The organism is Streptomyces sp. NPDC046860 (genome assembly GCF_040645115.1).
In the GTDB taxonomy this organism is placed as follows: domain Bacteria; phylum Actinomycetota; class Actinomycetes; order Streptomycetales; family Streptomycetaceae; genus Streptomyces.
The window spans coordinates 210857-230875 of the sequence record NZ_JBEYXQ010000005.1 but is presented as its reverse complement, the minus strand read 5'-3'; the positions used below and the strand labels follow the sequence as shown (position 1 = coordinate 230875).

Genomic DNA, 20019 nt, shown 5'->3' with positions numbered 1-20019 from the left:
GCCCGAACGGGGTCAGCCGCGCACACCGCACAGGTGCAGCAGTTCCGCGATCCCGCGGTAGGGGTCGGTGCGGCCGGCGCGTTCCTCGGCCGCGAGCAGGGTCTCCAGGGCGGCCGGGGAGGCGGGGCCGGCCGACGCGGCCGGGGTGCGGCCGGTGAAGACGCCCACGCCGTACCAGGCGTGCAGCGGGGCGGCGATGCCGTGCAGGGTGGCGGTCAGGGCGGCCAGCCGGTCGGCGCGGCCCCCGGGGCCGGGGGACACCGGGGCGTCGCCGTCCGCCTCGGTGCGGGAGCGGGGGAGCAGGGCGGTGCTGTCCAGCGCGGCGAGCGCGCCGGCCCAGTCGCCGGTGAGACCGGGACCCATGGCGAGGGCGTCGCCGTTGCGGACCAGCAGGGAGAGCAGGCCGCCGGGGGCGAGCATCCGGGCCAGCCCGGCCACCAGCGGATCGGGCTCCTCCACGTACATCAGCACGCCGTGGCACAGCACCACGTCGAAGCTGCCCGGCAGGAAGTGCACACCGGTGTCGTGCCCGTCGCCCTGCACCAGCCGGACGCGCTCCCGGATGCCGTCCGGCTCCTCGGCCAGCGTGCCGCGGGCGGCCGCGACCAGCCCGGGGTCGCGCTCGACGCCGGTCACCTGGTGGCCCAGCCGGGCGAGCCGCAGCGCCTGCGCGCCCCGGCCCATCCCCACGTCCAGCACCCGCAGCCGGCGGCCGACGGGGAAGACGCGGGCCAACTGCTCGTCCAGTTGCCGGGTCACCAGCCGCTGCCGGACGGGCTCGCCCGGCGGGTGGGGCCGGTCGACGGCCGCCGTGCCGGGCGCAGCGTCTGCGCTCAGGGCCGCTCTCCGCGCTTGACCTGCGGCTTGGGCAGCCGCAGCCGGCGCATCTGCAGGGAGCGCATCAGGCCGTAGGCGACGGCGCCCCGGCGGCTGACGTCCGGGAACTTCTCGGCGAGCCGCTTGCGCAGCCGGTAGCCGCTGAAGGCGGAGTCGATGACGATCAGCACGATCACGATCAGCCACAGCAGCAGCGCGATGTTCTGGATCGAGGGGACCCGGACCACGCTGAGGATCAGGATCACGATGGCCAGCGGCAGGAAGAACTCCGCCACGTTGATCCGCGAGTCCACCCAGTCGCGGGCGAACTTGCGCACCGGGCCCTTGTCCCTGGCGGGCAGGTACCGCTCGTCGCCCCCGGCGAGCGCGCGGCGCTGCCGTTCCAGGGCCTGGCGGCGGTCCTCACGCTGCCGCTTGGCCGAGTCCTTGCGGGACACGGGCGTACTGGCGACACTGCGGCGCTGGGACTGGGCCTCACTGCGCTTGGGCGTGGGCCTTCCCTTGCGGGCCTGCGGGTCGCGGGGCTGACTGGAGCCGGTCACCTGCGCCTGGTCGGCGGGTGCCTTCTCTTCCTTCGCACGGCTACGGAACACAAAACCCAAGGGTACGGGCATCACCGGCATCCGCCCCAGTCCTCCGGGGAACGATCCGGCAACACCGGACGTCTACAGGGGTACAGAGCGGACGCCGGCGGCCCTATCCGGGCGAGTCGCGCGACCGCCGGGGGCCGCCCCCGGGGATCACCTACTCCTCACGCCGGAGTGGGCGGGCCGGCGCTCGTCCTTGGGGAGGAGCGCATCGCTCCCCGAACGGTGCGGTAATGGAGGCAGGGCCCGTACTGTGGGTTCTGTCGCAGGATCGGTGAGCCGGAGTTCCGTCAGAAGGGGGCGCGCGAAGCCCATGAGCGGTGTCATGAAGCGTATGGGGATGATCTTCCGCGCGAAGGCGAACAAGGCCCTTGACCGGGCCGAGGACCCGCGCGAGACCCTCGACTACTCGTACCAGAAGCAGCTCGAACTGCTCCAGAAGGTGCGGCGTGGCGTCGCCGACGTGGCGACCTCCCGCAAGCGGCTCGAGCTCCAGCTCAACCAGTTGCAGCAGCAGTCCGGGAAGCTGGAGGACCAGGGCCGCAAGGCGCTCGCGCTCGGCCGCGAGGACCTCGCCCGTGAGGCGCTCTCCCGCCGCGCCGCGCTCCAGCAGCAGGTGACCGACCTGGAGACGCAGCACGCCACGCTCCAGGGCGAGGAGGAGAAGCTCACCCTCGCGGCCCAGCGCCTCCAGGCCAAGGTGGACGCCTTCCGTACGAAGAAGGAGACCATCAAGGCCACCTACACCGCCGCCCAGGCGCAGACCCGCATCGGGGAGGCGTTCTCCGGCATCTCCGAGGAGATGGGCGACGTGGGCATGGCCATCCAGCGGGCCGAGGACAAGACGGCCCAGCTCCAGGCCCGGGCCGGCGCGATCGACGAGCTGCTCGCCTCCGGCGCGCTGGACGACCAGTCCGGCATGGCCAAGGACGACATCCAGGCGGAGCTGGACCGGCTCTCCGGCGGCTCGGACGTCGAGCTGGAACTCCAGCGGATGAAGGCCGAGCTGGCCGGGGGCTCCTCGGCGCAGCAGCAGGCCATCGAGGGCGGCACGGGCGGTCAGCAGGCGCAGCAGCAGCCCCAGGACACCCCCCGCTTCGACAAGCAGTAGTCCGCCGCCGGGACCCGAGCCGAGGAGGCCGACGTGATCGTACGGATCATGGGTGAGGGCCAGGTGAGCGTGGACGACTCCCACCTCGCCCAGCTCAACAAGCTCGACGACGAACTGCTCGCCGAGACGGAGAGCGGTGACGAGGCGGGCTTCCGCCGCACCCTCACCGCCCTCCTCGACGCCGTGCGCGGGCTCGGCACGCCGCTCCCGGACGACTCCCTGGAGCCCTCCGAGCTGATCCTGCCCGCCCCGGACGCCACCCTGGAGGAGGTCCGGGAGATGCTGGACGACGACGGGCTGATCCCCGGCTGATCAGCCCAGGGTGAAGACGGTCGAGCGGGACTTCTGCCACTCCGGGTGGGAGAGGTCCTTGGCCTCGGTGCCGTCGCCGTAGAGGTCGGCGCTGCCGTCGTCGGTGATCAGCTGGACCCGGGCGCCGGAGGCGTCCAGGTCGGGCACCGACACCACGGACTCCCAGCCGCCCGCGTCCGCCGTGGGCAGGTCCAGCGCCTTCACCGGCTGGTGCCCGGCCACCCCGTCCCAGCGGTACAGCGCGTAGGGCGCGCTGTTGTCCTCGGCCGCCCAGGACCCGGCCAGGATCAGGTACTGCCCCTTGTCGTTGCGGCGCAGGTCGCGCACCGACAGCCCGCCGAGGTCCAGCTCGACCGGGGTACCGAAGGCCGCCTTCGTGCCGCGCGCCACCTGGTCGAAGTTGGTCACCGGCACGATCAGCGCCTTCCCGCCGCCGGCCGGCGCGACCAGCGGGGCGCGGAAGCCGACGTAGGCGGTGGTCGTGGAGCCCGGCGCGAACTCCAGGCCCTCCACGTTGAAGCCGTCCGCCTGCTTGGGGGTCTGGCCGTCGGCGGTCGCCGCCGCGAAGCCGTACCGGTCGCCGTTCGCCCTGTCCCAGGCCACCAGGTCGTCCCGCAGCCGGTGCCCGGCGCCGCCGAAGGCCACCGAGGTCGCGGCGCCCGAGCCGGAGAGCGTGGTGGTGAAGACGGTGTTCCGGTCCGCCTTGTACGCGCCGTCCTTGTTGTTGCCGAGCGAGCCGGTCCAGTACACGGTGTTCCCGACGCGGGCCGCGCCCTCGATGTCGGCCTCCTTGGAGGCGCCCAGCGCCGAGGACAGGTCCCAGCTCCTGACCGGAGCGCCCGAGGCCGAGCCGTCGTACAGGCGCAGCGTGTTGTCCTCGTCGTTGGCCACCAGGACATACCCGCCCCCGGCGTCCACGGCGGCGGAGGCGTCCGAGGCGCCGGTCAGGTAGCGCGCGTCGGACGGGCGCTGGACGGCGGGGGAGGCCGCGTAGTGCAGGGTCGTGGTGGCCGACTTCCCGTCGGCGCCGGTCACCTTCAGGGTGAGGTCGGTGTAGCCCCGCGCGCGGGCGGTCACCGCGACGGTACGGGTGCCGCCGCTGCCGGTGACCCGGACGTCCCCGGTCCCCGCCACCGTGCTCCGGCTGCTCCCGGACGCCGTCACCGTCAGCGCCGAGGTGTCGGCGCCGCTCTGCGCGACGGTCACGGTTACCACGGGATCGCCCGTCGCGCCGACCGCGCCCGAGAGATAGGCGGCCGACAGCTTGACCGTCGGTGTCCCGGTGGACGCGGCGTGCACCGTGGCGGCCGGGCCGAGCACCGCCAGCAGGGCGACGGCGGTGGCGGGAGGGAGCAGACGGGAAGGGAGAGGGCGCACGGTCACTGCCTTTCGAAGACGGACACATCCGGCGAGCAGCAGGCTCGGCCGGTCCGGCCAACGGCGGGCGTCCACCACCGGTATCCCCGGCGAACACCACCCGACACCTGGCGTCCCACCGCGTACCCGGACGCCCGCGGCGCCCCGTACTGTTCACGGGGTGAGCACTCTCCGACGCGCCCGGCACGGATTGACGGCGCACCCCCTCACACTGGACGCGGTCCTCGCCGCCGTGGTGCTGCTGTGCATGATCGCCGGTTCCTTCGCCGCACCCGACGGCGACCACGGGGTCACCTGGGGCGGACGCAGCCCCGACCCGCTGAGCCTCGTCCTGATGGTCCTGGCCGCCGCCGCCCTCGTCCTGCGCCGCCGCTCGGCCCTCGCCGTCCTGGCCGCCACCGGCACGCTCGCCCTCGTCGAGTGCGTCACCGGTGACCCGCGCGCCCCCGTGGCGATGGCCGCCGTCATCGCCCTGTACACGGTCGCCTCCACCACCGACCGCGCCACCACCTGGCGGGTCGGGCTGCTCACCATGACCGTGCTGACCGCCGCCGCCATGCTCGCCGGGCCGCTGCCCTGGTACGCGCAGGAGAACCTGGCGCTCGTCGCCTGGACCGGCATCGGCGCCACCGCGGGCGACGCGGTCCGCAGCCACCGGGCGTTCGTGCAGGCCATCCGGGAGCGCGCCGAACGCGCCGAGCGCACCCGCGAGGAGGAGGCCCGCCGCCGGGTCGCCGAGGAACGGCTGCGCATCGCCCGCGAGCTGCACGACGTGGTCGCCCACCACATCGCCCTCGTCAACGTGCAGGCCGGAGTCGTCGCCCACGTCATGGACCGGCGCCCCGACCAGGCCAAGGAGGCCCTCGCCCACGTCCGCGAGGCCAGCCGCTCCGCGCTGGACGAACTGCGCGCCACCGTCGGTCTGCTCCGCCAGTCCGACGACCCCGCCGCCCCCACCGAACCCGCCTCCGGCCTCGGCCGCCTCGACGAACTCGCCGGGACCTTCCGCAACGCCGGACTCCCGGTCCAGGTCGCCCGCGCCGACCAGGAAACCGAACTCCCGGCCGCCGTCGACCTGGCCGCCTACCGGATCGTGCAGGAAGCCCTCACCAACGCCCAGAAACACGCCGGTACGGGGGCGAAGGCCGAGGTCAGCGTCGTGCGGGTCGGCCCGAACATCGAGGTCAGCGTGCTGGACGACGGTGCGGGCGCCACCGGTGCGCCCAGCGGGGGCGGCGGGCACGGGCTGCTCGGCATGCGCGAGCGGGTCACCGCGCTCGGCGGCACCCTCACCACCGGCCCCCGGTACGGCGGCGGCTTCCGGGTCCATGCCATCCTGCCCGTCCAGACCCTGGCCGGGGCCGAGAGGAAGCCCGTATGACCATCCGCGTCCTGCTCGCCGACGACCAGGCGCTGCTGCGCAGCGCGTTCCGGGTGCTGGTCGAGTCCGAGCCCGGCATGACCGTGGTGGGCGAGGCGTCCGACGGCGCCGAGGCGGTCCGGCTGGCCAAGGAGTGCGGCGCCGACGTCGTGCTCATGGACATCCGGATGCCCGGCACCGACGGGCTGGCCGCCACCCGCATGATCGGCGCCGACCCGGAGCTGGCCCACGTCCGGGTGGTCATCCTGACCACGTTCGAGGTCGACGACTACGTGGTGCGGGCGCTGCGCGCGGGCGCCTCCGGATTCCTCGGCAAGGGCAGCGAGCCCGACGAACTGCTCACCGCCATCCGGCTGGCCGCGAGCGGCGAGGCGCTGCTGTCCCCGGCCGCCACCAAGGGCCTGATCGGCCGGTTCCTCGCCCAGTCCGACGCCCCCGCCCCGGACCCGGCCCGCCTCGCCCGGCTCGACGCGCTCACCGGACGGGAGAGGGAGGTGCTGGTGCTGGTGGCCGGCGGCCACTCCAACGACGAGATCGCCGAGCGTCTGGAGGTCAGCCCGCTCACCGTCAAGACGCACGTCAACCGGGCCATGGCCAAGCTGGGCGCCCGCGACCGCGCCCAGCTCGTCGTCATCGCCTACGAGTCCGGGCTGGTCCGCCCGAGGTCGGACTGACCTCCGGCCGCTCTACTGCGCGGGGAGTACCGCCCGGCGCCGGAAATGGACCTGGGGCCTACGGGTCGGGCCCCGATGATGGACCAGGGTGTGGGGTGGGCGCGCACATGCGTCCCGCCGCAGCTTCTGCCGCTCACAGAAGAGAGACCCTGTCCCATGTCCTGGCTGTCCCGATTCAGCCTCGCGCAACGGGCCCTGATAGGCCTGATGTCGCTCATCGCGCTGGTCTTCGGACTCATCGCGATACCCCAGATCAAGCAGCAACTGCTGCCCACCATCGACCTGCCCATGGTCTCGGTGATCACTCCCTACCAGGGCGCCTCGCCCGACGTGGTGGAGAAGCAGGTCGTCGAGCCCATCGAGGACAGCCTCCAGGGCGTCGACGGCATCACCTCGGTCACCTCCACCGCCAGCGAGGGCAACGCCGTGATCATGGCGTCCTTCGACTACGGCAACGACACCAAGCGGCTCGTCACCGACGTCCAGCAGGCCGTCAACCGGGCCCGCGCCCAGCTTCCGGACACCGTCGACCCGCAGGTCGTATCCGGCTCCACCGACGACATGCCCACCGTCGTCCTCGCCGCGTCCTCCGGCACCGACCAGCAGGCGCTGGCCGACAGGCTGGACCGTACGGTCGTCCCGGCGCTCAAGGACATCGACGGCGTCGGCCGGGTCCAGGTCATGGGCGTGCGCGACCTCCAGGTCGCCGTCACCCCCGACGACGCCAAGCTCGCCAAGGCGGGGATCGGCCCGGCCGCGCTCATCCCGGCGCTGCAGGCGGGCGGCGCGTCCGTCCCGGCGGGCTCCTTCGACGAGAACGGCGCCAACCGCACCGTGCAGGTCGGCGGCGGCTTCACCTCGCTGGACCAGATCAAGGACCTGCGCGTGGCGGGCCGGGGCGGCAAGGCCGTGCGCCTGGCCGACGTCGCCACCGTCGCCGAGCGGCCGGCCCCGGCCGACTCGCTGACCCGCACCGACGGCAAGCCCAGCCTCGCCGTCAACGTCACCATGGACCACGACGGCAGCGCCGTCGCCATCTCCGACGCGGTCCAGGACCAGCTCTCCGAGCTCCGGGCCGACCTCGGCAAGGACGCGAAGCTCACGGTCGTCAGCGACCAGGGCCCCGAGGTGTCCAAGGCCATCGACGGCCTGACCACCGAGGGTGCGCTCGGCCTGCTCTTCGCCGTGCTGATCATCCTGGTCTTCCTGGCCTCGATCCGCTCCACGCTGGTCACCGCGGTGTCCATCCCGCTCTCCGTCGTGCTGGCGCTGCTGGTGCTGTGGACGCGCGGTCTCTCGCTGAACATGCTCACGCTGGGCGCGCTGACCATCGCCATCGGCCGGGTCGTGGACGACTCGATCGTGGTGCTGGAGAACATCAAGCGGCACCTCGGCTACGGCGAGGAGCGCAAGGAGGCCATCCTCGGCGCCGTCCGCGAGGTCGCCGGCGCGGTCACCTCCTCCACCCTCACCACGGTCGCCGTCTTCCTGCCGATCGGCCTGGTCGGCGGCATGGTGGGCGCCCTGTTCGGCTCCTTCAGCATCACCGTGACGGCCGCCCTGCTGGCCTCGCTGCTGGTCTCGCTGACCGTGGTGCCGGTGCTGTCGTTCTGGTTCCTGCGCGCCCCCAAGGGCACCCCGGAGGACGCCGAGGAGGCGCGCCGCCGGGCCGAGGAGAAGGAGGCGAACAGCCGCCTCCAGCGCGCCTACGTCCCCGTGCTGCGGTTCGCCACCCGGCGCCGGCTGGTCAGCCTGCTGATCGCGGTCGTCGTGCTCTTCGGCACCTTCGGCATGGCCGGTCTGCTGAAGACCAACTTCTTCGACCAGGGCGAGCAGCAGGTCCTCACCGTCAAGCAGAAGCTGAAGCCCGGCACCAGCCTCGCCGCGACCGACGCGCAGGCCAGGCGGGTGGAGAAGCTGCTCGGCGGGATCGACGGCGTCAAGGACTACCAGGTCACCGTCGGCTCCTCCGGCTTCATGGCCGCCTTCGGCGGCGGCACCGACACCAACCAGGCGTCGTACCAGGTCATGCTGGAGGACTCCGGCTCCGCCGCCGACGTGCAGCGCGAGCTGGAGGACGGGCTGAAGAAGCTCGACGGCGCGGGCACGGTCACCGTCTCGGCGGGCGCGGCCTTCGGCAACCAGGACCTCAGCGTCGTGGTCAAGGCGGCCGACCCCGCCACGCTGCGTACGGCGGCCGGGAAGGTGCGCTCCGCCGTGGCCGGCCTGGACGACGTCACCGACGTCACCAGCGACCTCGCACAGAGCGTGCCGCGCATCTCGGTGCGGGCGAACGCCAAGGCGGCCGCGGCCGGGTTCGACGAGCAGAAGCTCGGCGCGGCGGTGGCGCAGTCCGTGCGCGGCGTCCCCGCGGGCAAGGCCGTCCTCGACGACACCGAGCGCGACGTCGTCGTACGGTCCGCCCAGCCGGCCGCCACGCTGGCCCAGCTCAAGAGCCTGCGGCTCGGCGCGGTGAAGCTCGGCGACATCGCCACCGTGAAGCTGGTGGACGGCCCGGTGTCGATGACCCGGATCGACGGTCAGCGCGCGGCCACCGTCACGGCCAAGCCGACCGGTGACAACACCGGCGCGGTCAGCGCCCAGCTCCAGACGAAGATCAAGGCCCTGAAGCTCCCCGCGGGCGCCACGGCCGAGATCGGCGGTGTCTCCTCCGACCAGGACGACGCCTTCAAGAACCTGGGCCTGGCCATGCTGGCGGCCATCGCCATCGTGTTCATGCTGCTGGTGGCGACCTTCCGCTCGCTGGTCCAGCCGCTGATCCTGCTGGTCTCGATCCCGTTCGCGGCGACCGGCGCGATCGGCCTGCTCATCCTCACCGGCACCCCGATGGGCGTTCCGGCGATGATCGGCATGCTGATGCTGATCGGCATCGTGGTGACCAACGCGATCGTGCTGATCGACCTGGTCAACCAGTACCGGTCCCAGGGGTACGGGGTCGTCGAGGCCGTGGTGGAAGGCGGCCGGCACCGGCTCCGCCCGATCCTGATGACGGCCCTGGCGACGATCTTCGCCCTGCTCCCGATGGCGCTCGGCGTCACCGGCGAGGGCGGCTTCATCGCCCAGCCCCTCGCGGTCGTGGTGATCGGCGGCCTGATCACCTCCACCCTGCTCACCCTTCTCCTCGTCCCGACCCTCTACGCGATGGTCGAGCTCCGCAAGGAGCGCCGGGCGGCGAAGAAGGCGGCGAAGCGGGCGGGCCCGGCGGAGCCGGAGACTTCGGCGGACGAAGCGGAGCCGGTGAAGGTGTAACCGGCCGGTCCTTGGCGGCCAGGGGCCCGGAGCGCACACCCGCGCACTCCGGGCCCCTGGCCTTTTCCAGGACAATGGTGCGGCGGACCCCGGGAGGGGATCATGAGCCGAGGGGGGAGCCCACATGGGAGTGCGCGACTGGCGGCGGCGACGCCGGGCGAAGTCGGCGATCGACCGGATCACCGACGCGGTCGGCGCGGGGCACACACTGCTGGCGGACGCGGTCGCCTACGGCAGGGACGGGGAGCCCGCCGCGATCCCGGGCGTCGCGGAGTGCTGCGATGAGCACTTCCACTTCAGGGCGGACACGGAACCGGCGTTCGGGCCCGGAGGCTGGTCCGTGCCGAGGGCACGGATCGGGTGTGTGCAGGAGGGCGCGGCGCCGGGGGAACTGGTGGTGACCTTCGATCCGCCGGCCCGCTTCCGGGCCGTGGTGGTCACACCCGTGCTGCATCTGGACACGTGGCGGGCGCTGGACCCTGCTTGAGCCGCGCGAGGGCGCGGAAGGGCCCGGAGGACACGGGATGTGTCCTCCGGGCCCTCGGCCGTCGAGAGCTGCGGGTTACGGCAGCGCCAGCATCCGCTCCAGCGCCAGCTTGGCGAACGCCTCCGTCTCCTTGTCCACCTCGATGCGGTTGACCAGGGTGCCCTCGGCCAGGGACTCCAGGGTCCAGACCAGGTGGGGGAGGTCGATGCGGTTCATGGTGGAGCAGAAGCAGACCGTCTTGTCGAGGAAGACGATCTCCTTGCCCTCGGGCGCGAACCGGTTCGCCAGCCGCCGCACGAGGTTCAGCTCGGTGCCGATGGCCCACTTGGAGCCGGCCGGGGCCGCCTCCAGCGCCTTGATGATGTACTCCGTCGAGCCGACGTAGTCGGCGGCGGCGACGACCTCGTGGCGGCACTCGGGGTGCACCAGCACGTTCACGCCGGGCACCCGCTCGCGCACGTCCTCGACCGACTCCAGGCTGAAGCGGCCGTGCACCGAGCAGTGGCCGCGCCACAGGATCATCTTCGCGTCCCGCAGCTGCTCGGCGGTCAGTCCGCCGTTCGGCTTGTGCGGGTTGTACAGGACGCAGTCCTCCAGGGACATGCCCATGTCGCGGACGGCGGTGTTGCGGCCCAGGTGCTGGTCGGGCAGGAACAGCACCTTCTCGCCCTGCGCGAAGGCCCACTCCAGGGCCCGCTCGGCGTTGGAGGAGGTGCAGATGGTGCCGCCGTGCTTGCCGGTGAACGCCTTGATGTCGGCGGAGGAGTTCATGTACGACACCGGGACGACCTGCTCGGCGACGCCCGCCTCGGTCAGGACGTCCCAGCACTCGGCGACCTGCTCGGCCGTGGCCATGTCGGCCATCGAGCAGCCGGCCGCGAGGTCCGGCAGGACGACCTTCTGGTCGTCGGAGGTGAGGATGTCGGCCGACTCGGCCATGAAGTGCACACCGCAGAACACGATGTACTCGGCCTCCGGGCGCGCGGCGGCGTCACGGGCCAGCTTGAAGGAGTCACCGGTGACGTCGGCGAACTGGATGACCTCGTCGCGCTGGTAGTGGTGGCCGAGGACGAAGACCTTGTCCCCGAGCTTCTCCTTGGCGGCGCGGGCGCGCTCGACGAGGTCGGGGTCCGAGGGAGCGGGCAGATCGCCGGGGCATTCGACGCCCCGCTCACTCCTCGGGTCGGCCCCGCGGCCGAGCAGCAGCAGGGCGAGCGGAGACGGCTGTACGTCGAGCTGCGGGGGCTGGGCGGTGGTCACGGCACCTACCCTTTCTACTTTTCGTCTAACTGACGCTATCTATCATATCCGCTTCACGTCACTTTGACGATGGCCATAAGGTCCATGTGACGTGAATCCCGGCCTCTCGCCTCCCGGCCCGCTGCCCGCAGGAGCGCCCGTGTGCGAGCATGAGAGAGAAGCGAGAACGCGGCCACACCGGTCCGCCCGGCCCGGAATGAATTCACCGGCGCGCCGGTTGCACTGGTCGGAAAGCAGTCTCCGTACAACTTGGGAGAGATGTAGATGTCCGTATCGGACGAGACCACCACCGTCACCGACGGCATCATCCTGACCGACGCCGCCGCGTCCAAGGTCAAGGCGCTGCTCGACCAGGAAGGCCGGGACGACCTGGCCCTGCGCGTCGCCGTCCAGCCCGGCGGCTGCTCCGGTCTGCGCTACCAGCTCTTCTTCGACGAGCGTTCGCTCGACGGCGACGTCGTGAAGGACTTCGACGGCGTCAAGGTCACCACCGACCGCATGAGCGCCCCCTACCTGGGCGGCGCCACGATCGACTTCGTGGACACGATCGAGAAGCAGGGCTTCACGATCGACAACCCGAACGCGACCGGCTCCTGCGCCTGCGGCGACTCCTTCAGCTGAGCGCACCCCAGCAGTCGTACGACGGCGGCGGCCCCTCCTGGTGAGGGGCCGCCGCCGTTCGCCGTACGAGGGGGTGTCAGTGGCTCAGCAGGCTGTGCTCCGCCTCCGGCACCCGGCCGCCGCCGGCGTCGACCACCTCGCGGTCCGCGAGCGGGGCGTCCAGCGACACGGTCCGGGCGTACTCCTTGCCCAGGGCGATGCAGTTGCCCGGCCTGGACTTCTTCGTGACCGTGACCGTCACCCGGTCCCCGCTCTCCCGCGCCGACGCGCGGTACTCGGCGCACACCCCGCCGACGAAGCGCACGGTCAGCTTCCGGCCCTCGGCGCGGTAGCCCTCGACCCTCACCCCGCCCTTCTCGGGCGCCTTGTCCCCGGGGGAGGCGAGGTACTTCGGGTCGACCGCCGGATGCGCCACCGTGAAGGCGCCGCGCGCCGTGGAGCCGCGCATCTCGAACAGCCAGGACGGCACCAGCGCCGGCCGCCCGTCCACCGAGTGCGCGGCCAGACCGAACACCGCCTTCTCGACCGTCACCGAGCCGCCCTCCGGCGCGGCGGGGGAACCGGTGGACGCCCCGCACGGCTGCTCCAGACGGTCCTTCAGCGGCACCGGGCTCGCACACCCGCCGATGCCCTTACGGCCGCCGGAAGCGGGCTCCCCGTTCATCAGCCGCACCGTGCCGGCCGCGCTCAGCACGGGGTAGGTGTCGCCCTCCGTGAACCGCGCCAGCATCCCGTGGCCGCCGACGAGGTCGCCCTTCTCGTCCACCGTCAGGCCGGTCGTCCAGCCGTAGGTGGGCAGACCGGCCACCTCCGGGTCGGCGTTCACCACCCGGCGGCCGCCCATCACCTGGCTCGCGTCGATCTTCGCCTCGTCCTGGCCGAGCGCCTTCAGCACCGGCCGCGCCACCCGCTCCGCCTCCGCCGCGCCCACCGGATCGTGCGCCGGAGCGACCGGGTCCTGCGAACAGACGGTCACCTTGCGGCAGTTGTCGGTCCCGGCCGCGTACCGGCTGTACGACCAGCCGATCCCGTTCACCCGGAGCACCGGGCCGCCCTCCCGCTCCCCGGCCCGCCATCCGTCGCCGTCGGCCACGGGCGCGCCCTCGATCCCCAGTGCCTCGGCCAGCCGGGCGACGGCGTCCTCGCCCGCCTTGCCCTCGGCGAGCCGGACGGGCGCCGAGCGCGGTCCCCGCGGCAGATCACCCTTGACGACGTAACGGACGCCGCCGTTCGGATCGGGCTCACCGACCGCGATCCCGGCCGGCCCGCTGCCCGGCCCGCCGTCCAGGGCGAGCGGCGGGGGAGCGCCCTCACCGCCGGCCGGCCTGTCCCCGGCCCCCGTCCCGGAGGCCAGCCAGGCGCCCCCACCCCCGACCAGCAGTACGGCGGCGGCGACGGAGGCGACGATCGCGGCGGTACGGGGACGCCGCCCGCCGGGGGTCTCCTGGGCGGCGGCATCGCCCTCGTCGCCCGGGGCGGAGGCGAGGGGGGCGCCGGTGTCCGCGGGGCCGGCCTCCTCGCCCGCGCCGTCGGTCTCCGCGGCGGGGCGGGCGTCGCCGTCCGTGCCGCCGCCGGCGTCCTCGCGCACCTCACCGGCCGGTGTCCCCGCGGCGTCCGACGGCTCCGCCGCCGGGGAGTCCGCAGCCTTCGAGGTCGCGGCGGGCCCCTCCTCCGGCTCCGACTCAGACGGGTCCGGGTTTCCGGGTCGCTCCTTGGTCACCGCATCGCTCCTCGCTGCTCGTGCCCCGCGTCTCCCGCGCGGGGGACGGCGATGGGACGCGCGAGGGGAGCGCACGGTTCCCGCCCGTGCGCCCCGGCGAGGGGGCCCGGAGAACCGCCGGAGGCTCAGTCGCCGTAGTCCGACATCGCGTCCAGCAGCCGTGCCGAGCGGGCCGGGACGCGCACGCCGTGGATCTGGGAGGGCGGCACCGGCCGGGCGGCCGGGTGCTCGGGCCGGGTCCAGTGCGGGGCCATGCGGGCGCAGTCGCCGCGCAGCGAGGTGAGATCTTCGTCGAGGTCGTCCGCTCTGAAGTTCGTCATGAGCGCACCGTAGGCACGGCGGGGCCGGTGAAGAAAGATCTACTATCGGGTAGTTTTCCCTGCTTCAGCGGTTGCCCGATTCCGGGTAGCGTGAACTGTCAGCTCCCCCTCCATCCAGGAGAACGCCTGCCGTGCGCATCGCAGTCACCGGCTCCATCGCCACCGACCACCTCATGACCTTCCCCGGCCGCTTCGCCGACCAGTTCGTCGCGGACCAGCTGCACACGGTCTCGCTGTCCTTCCTGGTCGACAATCTCGACGTGCGCCGGGGCGGCGTGGGCGCCAACATCGCCTTCGGCATGGGCCAGCTCGGCACCGCGCCGGTCCTCGTCGGCGCCGCGGGCTTCGACTTCGACGAGTACCGCGCCTGGCTGGAGCGCCACGGTGTGGACACCGAGTCGGTCCGGATCTCCGAGACCCTGCACACCGCCCGCTTCGTGTGCACCACCGACGCCGACCACAACCAGATCGGCTCCTTCTACACCGGCGCCATGAGCGAGGCCCGGCTCATCGAGCTGAAGACCGTCGCGGACCGCGTCGGCGGCCTGGACCTCGTCCTGATCGGCGCCGACGACCCGGAGGGCATGCTCCGGCACACCGAGGAGTGCCGCTCCCGCGAGATCCCCTTCGCCGCCGACTTCTCCCAGCAGATCGCCCGCATGGAGGGCGAGGAGATCCGGATACTGCTGGACGGCGCCACGTACCTGTTCTCCAACGAGTACGAGAAGGGCCTCATCGAGACCAAGACCGGCTGGAGCGACGAGCAGATCCTCGCCAAGGTCGGCCACCGCGTGACCACCCTCGGCTCGCGCGGCGTCCGTATCGAGCGGGTCGGCGAGGACCCGATCGAGGTCGGCGTCCCGGACGAGGAGCGCAAGGCCGACCCCACGGGTGTCGGCGACGCCTTCCGCGCCGGCTTCCTCTCCGGTCTCGCCTGGGGCGTCTCCCTGGAGCGCGCGGCGCAGGTCGGCTGCATGCTGGCGACCCTGGTCATCGAGACGGTCGGCACGCAGGAGTACCAGCTCCGCCGGGCCCACTTCATGGACCGTTTCACCAAGGCGTACGGCGACGAGGCCGCCGCCGAGGTCCGCGAGCACCTGAAGTGACGCCGTGCCCCGGCGGGTCCGCGATTCACCGCGGACCCGCCGGGGCCGGTCGCGCGGTTCCCCGCGCCCCCGGGTCCGCGGTTCCCGGGTTTCCGGTCAGCTCACCCGGCGTACGAGGTACGCCGCTCCCCGCTCCGCGGCCTCCTCGCCCAGGTACTCCTGGCCCCGCATCTCGCACCACGCCGGGATGTCCAGCCGGGCCGCCTCGTCGTCGGAGAGCACCCGCACCGTGCCGCCCACCGGCACCCGGCCGATGACCTTGGCCAGCTCGATGACCGGGATCGGGCACCGCTTGCCCAGCGAGTCCACCACCCACTCGGCCTCCCGCGTCTCGACCTCCGGCGCCGGGACCCCGAGCTGTGCCCGCACCCCCGCCACCGCGCCGGGCAGCACGTCGAGGAAGCGCTCGACCTCCTCGGCCGCCACGCCTGACGGCAGCGACACACGGACGTTGCCCTCGCTCAGCACGCCCATCGCCTTCAGCACATGGCTCGGCGTCAGGGTGTCGCTCGTGCAGGAGGAACCGGAGGACACGGAGAAGCCGGCCCGGTCCAGCTCGTGCAGCAGCACCTCGCCGTCGACGTAGAGACAGGAGAAGGTGACGATCCCCGGCAGCCGCCGCGCCGGATCGCCCACCACCTCCACGTCCGGCACCGACCGCGGCACCTCCGCCCTGATCCGCTCCGTCAGCGTGCGCAGCCGTACCGCCTCCGCGTCCGCCTCGGCCCGTACCGCGCGCAGTGCCGCCACCGATGCCACGATCGCCGGGATGTTCCCGAACTCGGCGGGGCGGCCCGGCCGGCCCTCCTGGCGCGGCCCCCGTGCCGCGAACCGGACCCCTTTGCGCACCACCAGCAGGCCCACGCCCGCCGGGCCGCCCCATTTGCGGGCGCTCGCCGTCAGCAGCGACCAGCCCTCAGGCACCGGGCCCCAGCCCAGGGACTGGGCCGCGTCCACCAGCAGCGGCACCCCCGCCGCCCGGCACGCCTCGGCCACCTCGGCCACCGGCTGCACGGTGCCCACCTCGTGGTTGGCCGACTGGAGACACGCCAGCGCGGTGTCCGTCCGCAGCGCGGCCGCGTACTCCGAGGCGTCCACCGCCCCGGCGCGGCTGACGCCCACTCGGGTGACGGAACCGCCCTCGTCCTCGAACGCCTCCGCCGAACGGAGGACCGAGGAATGTTCGACCGCTGACACGATCAGGTGACGTCCCACGCGCCGCCGCCCGGCCGTCGCGCCCGCGATCCCGTCGTGGACGGCCCGCGTGCCGGAGGAGGTGAACACCAGCTCGTCGGCCCGGCATCCCGCCATCTCGGCCGCGGCCTCCCGGGCCGCGTCCAGCAGCACCCGGGCCCGCCGCCCCTGACGGTGCAGGCGCCCGGGATCGGCCCACCCCTCGTCCAAAGCCGCCAACAGGGCCTGCCGGGCGACAGGATGAAGCGGAGCACCGGAAGCAACGTCGAAGTAGGCCACAGGTCAACGTTAGATCGCCGCCTCATGTGTCCCGCCCTGGGGCGCGGGGAACCGCGCGCTCAGCCCGTACGGACCCGCACCCACCCCAAACCGTCCCAACAACGGCGATTGGTTCCCCGGTAGCACCCCTCAGAACGACCCGACGACGCGTATGCCCCCCTCCCCGCGAACCGTCAGAGACCGTCGGCTAGGGTTTGGTCCGCATAAACATCCAAACCCCTGCCCGACGCAGGGCGGCGACCGACCAGCGAGAAGGCCGCAGCCGACCGCGCGGGCGAGACTCTCGGGAAGGCGCTACGTGAGTCCCAACGGCTCCGACCTCCCCCTTCGCCCGAAAGGCGTGGGCGGTACCCCCAAGCCGCGGCGCCCGATGCGGCGGAAGCTGCTGCAGGCACTGACCGCGGGCCTGGTCCTCGCGACCGCAACCGGTTGCACATACAAGGACTTCCCCCGCCTTGGCATGCCCACCCCGACCACGGAAGAGGCTCCCCGCATCCTCTCCCTGTGGCAGGGATCGTGGGCCGCCGCGCTCGCTACCGGCGTGCTGGTGTGGGGCCTGATCCTGTGGAGCGCCATGTTCCACCGGCGCAGCCGCACCAAGGTCGAGGTTCCGCCGCAGACGCGGTACAACATGCCCATCGAGGCGCTGTACACGGTGGTTCCGATCATCATCGTCTCGGTGCTCTTCTACTTCACCGCGCGGGACGAGTCGAAGCTCCTCAGCCTGGAGAAGAAGCCGGACGTCACGGTCAACGTGGTCGGCTTCCAGTGGAGCTGGGGCTTCAACTACATCGAGAGCGTGCCGGGTTCCCCCGGTGACGCCAAGACCGATCCGAACCTGGCCTCCATTCCGGACCGGTTCATCAAGGAGTTCCCGGCCAAGGCCGGCGGCGTCTACGACGTCGGCACGCCTGGCACGCGGAACCCGCAGACCGGCAACCCCGGCCCGACGCTGTGGCTGCCCAAGGGCAAGACGGTCCGCTTCGTGCTGACCTCGCGCGACGTCATCCACGACTTCTGGGTCGTGCCCTTCCTGATGAAGCAGGACGTCGTCCCCGGCCACACCAACGCCTTCCAGGTGACTCCCAACCAGGAGGGCACCTTCAAGGGCAAGTGCGCCGAGCTCTGCGGTGTCGACCACTCCCGGATGCTGTTCAACGTGAAGGTCGTCTCCCCCGAGCGTTACGAGCAGCACCTCAAGGACCTCGCCAAGAAGGGGCAGACCGGTTACATTCCCGCCGGCATCGCGCAGACGAGCCACGAGAAGAACCGGGAGACGAACAACCTGTGAGCATCCTCAATGAACCCCAGGGTGCCGGCGCGACCGAGGACTCGACCGGCAGCGAGACGCTGATCAGGCGCAAGCAGCCCGGCAACGTCGTGGTGAAGTGGCTGACGACCACCGACCACAAGACGATCGGCACGCTCTACCTGGTCACGTCGTTCGCGTTCTTCCTCATCGGTGGCGTGATGGCGCTGCTCATGCGTGCCGAGCTGGCGCGCCCGGGCATGCAGATCATCTCCAACGAGCAGTTCAACCAGGCGTTCACGATGCACGGCACCGTGATGCTGCTGATGTTCGCCACCCCGCTGTTCGCGGGCTTCGCCAACTGGATCATGCCGCTCCAGATCGGCGCGCCCGACGTGGCGTTCCCCCGGCTGAACATGTTCGCCTACTGGCTCTACCTGTTCGGCTCGACCATCGCCGTGGGTGGCTTCCTCACCCCGCAGGGCGCTGCCGACTTCGGCTGGTTCGCCTACTCCCCGCTGTCGGACGCGGTCCGCTCGCCGGGTCTCGGCGCCGACATGTGGATCATGGGTCTGGCCTTCTCCGGATTCGGCACGATCCTCGGCTCGGTCAACTTCATCACCACGATCATCTGCATGCGGGCCCCCGGCATGACGATGTTCCGCATGCCGATCTTCGTGTGGAACGTGCTGCTGACCGGTGTCCTCGTCCTGCTGGCCTTCCCGGTGCTGGCCGCCGCGCTGTTCGCCCTGGAGGCGGACCGCAAGTTCGGTGCCCATATCTTCGACGCCGCCAATGGCGGGGCGTTGCTGTGGCAACACCTCTTCTGGTTCTTCGGCCATCCAGAGGTGTACATCATCGCGCTGCCGTTCTTCGGCATCATCTCCGAGATCATCCCGGTGTTCTCGCGCAAGCCGATGTTCGGCTACATGGGTCTGATCGCGGCCACGATCGGCATCGCCGGTCTGTCCGTGACCGTGTGGGCGCACCACATGTACGTCACCGGCGGTGTGCTGCTGCCGTTCTTCTCGTTCATGACGTTCCTCATCGCGGTCCCGACCGGTGTGAAGTTCTTCAACTGGATCGGCACGATGTGGAAGGGCTCGCTGTCCTTCGAGACACCGATGCTCTGGACCACCGGCTTCCTGATCACCTTCGTCTTCGGTGGTCTGACCGGTGTCATCCTGGCCTCGCCGCCGATGGACTTCCACGTGTCCGACTCGTACTTCGTGGTGGCGCACTTCCACTACGTGGTGTTCGGCACGGTCGTCTTCGCGATGTTCGCAGGCTTCCACTTCTGGTGGCCGAAGTTCACCGGCAAGATGCTGGACGAGCGCCTGGGCAAGATCACCTTCTGGACGCTGTTCATCGGCTTCCACGGCACGTTCCTGGTCCAGCACTGGCTGGGCGCCGAGGGCATGCCGCGCCGGTACGCCGACTACCTGGCGGCCGACGGCTTCACCGCTCTGAACACCGTCTCGACGATCGCCTCGTTCCTGCTCGGCCTGTCGATCCTGCCGTTCCTCTACAACGTCTGGAAGACGGCGAAGTACGGCAAGCCCGTCGAGGTCGACGACCCGTGGGGCTACGGCCGCTCGCTGGAGTGGGCGACCTCCTGCCCGCCGCCGCGGCACAACTTCCTCACCCTGCCGCGCATCCGCAGCGAATCGCCGGCGTTCGACCTGCACCACCCCGAGATCGCCGCGCTGGAGCAGCTTGAGCACGCCGGTCACGGCGCCGCCATCGCGGGCAGCAAGGAGGCCGGCAAGTGAAGATCCAGGGTCGGATGTTCTTCTGGCTGAGCGTCTTCGTCCTGATCATGGCCGTCGTGTACGGCGTGTGGTCGAAGGAGCCGGCCGGCACCACGGCGCTCTTCCTGGCCTTCGGCCTGTGCATCATGATCGGCTTCTACCTGGGCTTCACCGCCCGGCGGGTCGACGCGGGTGCGCAGGACGACAAGGAGGCCGACGTCGCGGACGGCGCGGGCGAGCTGGGCTTCTTCAGCCCGCACAGCTGGCAGCCGCTGTCCCTGGCGGTCGGCGGCGCGCTGGCCTTCCTCGGCATCGCGGTCGGCTGGTGGCTGCTGTACTTCTCGGCGCCCCTCATCATGGTCGGCCTGTTCGGCTGGGTGTTCGAGTACTACCGCGGTGAGAACCGCACGCAGTAACACAGCGCACGAGACGGCGGGAGCCCGGACACTCCATCAGGAGGGTCCGGGCTCCTCTGTTTGCCGC

At 71.9% G+C, this 20019-nt stretch carries 18 protein-coding genes; 11 read left to right on the top strand and 7 right to left on the bottom strand.

All coding sequences use genetic code 11. The features are described 5' to 3' along the window. Nucleotides 1–12 precede the first annotated feature (12 nt). Together ABZ898_RS10265 and ABZ898_RS10260 are read right to left on the bottom strand one after the other, a co-directional pair. Nucleotides 13–759 carry a class I SAM-dependent methyltransferase gene (locus tag ABZ898_RS10265; RefSeq protein WP_361655246.1) on the bottom strand — a complete coding sequence of 249 codons (747 nt, stop codon included), beginning with the start codon at nt 757–759 and terminating at the stop codon, nt 13–15. A gap of 74 nt (nt 760–833) precedes the next feature. Next, nucleotides 834–1430, bottom strand: a complete 597-nt coding sequence (locus tag ABZ898_RS10260) for a DUF3043 domain-containing protein (RefSeq protein ID WP_361655243.1) — start codon at nt 1428–1430, stop codon at nt 834–836. Between the two features lie 307 nt (nt 1431–1737). Here ABZ898_RS10260 and ABZ898_RS10255 point away from each other — a divergent pair, with 307 nt between their 5' ends. Both ABZ898_RS10255 and ABZ898_RS10250 read left to right on the top strand, forming a co-directional pair. Then, entirely contained in the window at nt 1738–2535 is a 798-nt protein-coding gene (locus tag ABZ898_RS10255) for a PspA/IM30 family protein (RefSeq protein ID WP_361655240.1), read from the top strand. A gap of 33 nt (nt 2536–2568) precedes the next feature. After that, nucleotides 2569–2847, top strand: coding sequence for a hypothetical protein (locus ABZ898_RS10250; protein WP_361655238.1), 279 nt, complete (start codon nt 2569–2571; stop codon nt 2845–2847). Here ABZ898_RS10250 and ABZ898_RS10245 read toward each other — a convergent pair whose 3' ends face one another. Beyond that, a complete protein-coding gene (locus ABZ898_RS10245) occupies nt 2848–4176 on the bottom strand; it encodes a DUF3616 domain-containing protein (protein WP_361655549.1) in 1329 nt (442 codons plus the stop codon). It lies immediately after the preceding gene. Between the two features lie 208 nt (nt 4177–4384). On the opposite strand from ABZ898_RS10245, the gene ABZ898_RS10240 reads away from it, so the two are divergent. From ABZ898_RS10240 to ABZ898_RS10225, 4 genes are all read left to right on the top strand, one after another. Next, nucleotides 4385–5605, top strand: a complete 1221-nt coding sequence (locus ABZ898_RS10240; protein ID WP_361655235.1) for a histidine kinase — start codon at nt 4385–4387, stop codon at nt 5603–5605. Further along, nucleotides 5602–6279, top strand: a complete 678-nt coding sequence (locus ABZ898_RS10235; RefSeq protein ID WP_361655232.1) for a response regulator transcription factor — start codon at nt 5602–5604, stop codon at nt 6277–6279. The genes ABZ898_RS10240 and ABZ898_RS10235 overlap by 4 nt, the downstream gene beginning before the upstream one ends. 156 nt (nt 6280–6435) lie before the next feature. Beyond that, a complete protein-coding gene (locus ABZ898_RS10230; protein WP_361655229.1) occupies nt 6436–9549 on the top strand; it encodes an efflux RND transporter permease subunit in 3114 nt (1037 codons plus the stop codon). 124 nt (nt 9550–9673) lie between these two features. Further along, nucleotides 9674–10036 (top strand): hypothetical protein, encoded by a 363-nt coding sequence (locus tag ABZ898_RS10225; protein ID WP_361655226.1) that lies wholly within the window; start codon nt 9674–9676, stop codon nt 10034–10036. 75 nt (nt 10037–10111) lie between these two features. On the opposite strand, the gene nadA is transcribed toward ABZ898_RS10225, so the two are convergent. Further along, the gene (nadA, locus tag ABZ898_RS10220; protein ID WP_361655223.1) at nt 10112–11296 is read right to left on the bottom strand and encodes a quinolinate synthase NadA; all 1185 of its coding nucleotides are present in this window, start codon (nt 11294–11296) and stop codon (nt 10112–10114) included. Between the two features lie 264 nt (nt 11297–11560). On the opposite strand from nadA, the gene ABZ898_RS10215 reads away from it, so the two are divergent. Next, complete coding sequence (locus ABZ898_RS10215) at nt 11561–11917, top strand: iron-sulfur cluster assembly accessory protein (protein ID WP_161147168.1); 357 nt, start codon at nt 11561–11563, stop codon at nt 11915–11917. A 76-nt stretch (nt 11918–11993) separates the two neighbouring features. Here ABZ898_RS10215 and ABZ898_RS10210 read toward each other — a convergent pair whose 3' ends face one another. Together ABZ898_RS10210 and ABZ898_RS10205 are read right to left on the bottom strand one after the other, a co-directional pair. Further along, nucleotides 11994–13637 carry a hypothetical protein gene (locus tag ABZ898_RS10210; RefSeq protein ID WP_361655220.1) on the bottom strand — a complete coding sequence of 548 codons (1644 nt, stop codon included), beginning with the start codon at nt 13635–13637 and terminating at the stop codon, nt 11994–11996. A 125-nt stretch (nt 13638–13762) separates the two neighbouring features. Next, nucleotides 13763–13957, bottom strand: a complete 195-nt coding sequence (locus ABZ898_RS10205) for a hypothetical protein (RefSeq protein WP_361655217.1) — start codon at nt 13955–13957, stop codon at nt 13763–13765. Between the two features lie 131 nt (nt 13958–14088). On the opposite strand from ABZ898_RS10205, the gene ABZ898_RS10200 reads away from it, so the two are divergent. Continuing rightward, the gene (locus tag ABZ898_RS10200; RefSeq protein WP_361655214.1) at nt 14089–15063 is read left to right on the top strand and encodes a carbohydrate kinase family protein; all 975 of its coding nucleotides are present in this window, start codon (nt 14089–14091) and stop codon (nt 15061–15063) included. 96 nt (nt 15064–15159) lie between these two features. Here the strand turns inward: ABZ898_RS10200 and ABZ898_RS10195 are convergent, their stop codons facing one another. After that, a complete protein-coding gene (locus ABZ898_RS10195) occupies nt 15160–16536 on the bottom strand; it encodes an aminotransferase class V-fold PLP-dependent enzyme (RefSeq protein ID WP_361655212.1) in 1377 nt (458 codons plus the stop codon). Between the two features lie 370 nt (nt 16537–16906). Here ABZ898_RS10195 and coxB point away from each other — a divergent pair, with 370 nt between their 5' ends. Genes coxB through ABZ898_RS10180 form a run of 3 tightly spaced genes read left to right on the top strand, consistent with a single transcriptional unit; the run spans nt 16907 to nt 19952 of the window. Next, complete coding sequence (coxB, locus tag ABZ898_RS10190; RefSeq protein ID WP_361655209.1) at nt 16907–17827, top strand: cytochrome c oxidase subunit II; 921 nt, start codon at nt 16907–16909, stop codon at nt 17825–17827. Next, nucleotides 17824–19557, top strand: coding sequence for a cytochrome c oxidase subunit I (gene ctaD / locus ABZ898_RS10185; RefSeq protein WP_361655206.1), 1734 nt, complete (start codon nt 17824–17826; stop codon nt 19555–19557). The genes coxB and ctaD overlap by 4 nt, the downstream gene beginning before the upstream one ends. Beyond that, nucleotides 19554–19952: a cytochrome c oxidase subunit 4 gene (locus ABZ898_RS10180; protein ID WP_361655203.1), complete on the top strand. Its 399-nt coding sequence runs from the start codon at nt 19554–19556 to the stop codon at nt 19950–19952. The genes ctaD and ABZ898_RS10180 overlap by 4 nt, the downstream gene beginning before the upstream one ends. Nucleotides 19953–20019: the final 67 nt, after the last annotated feature.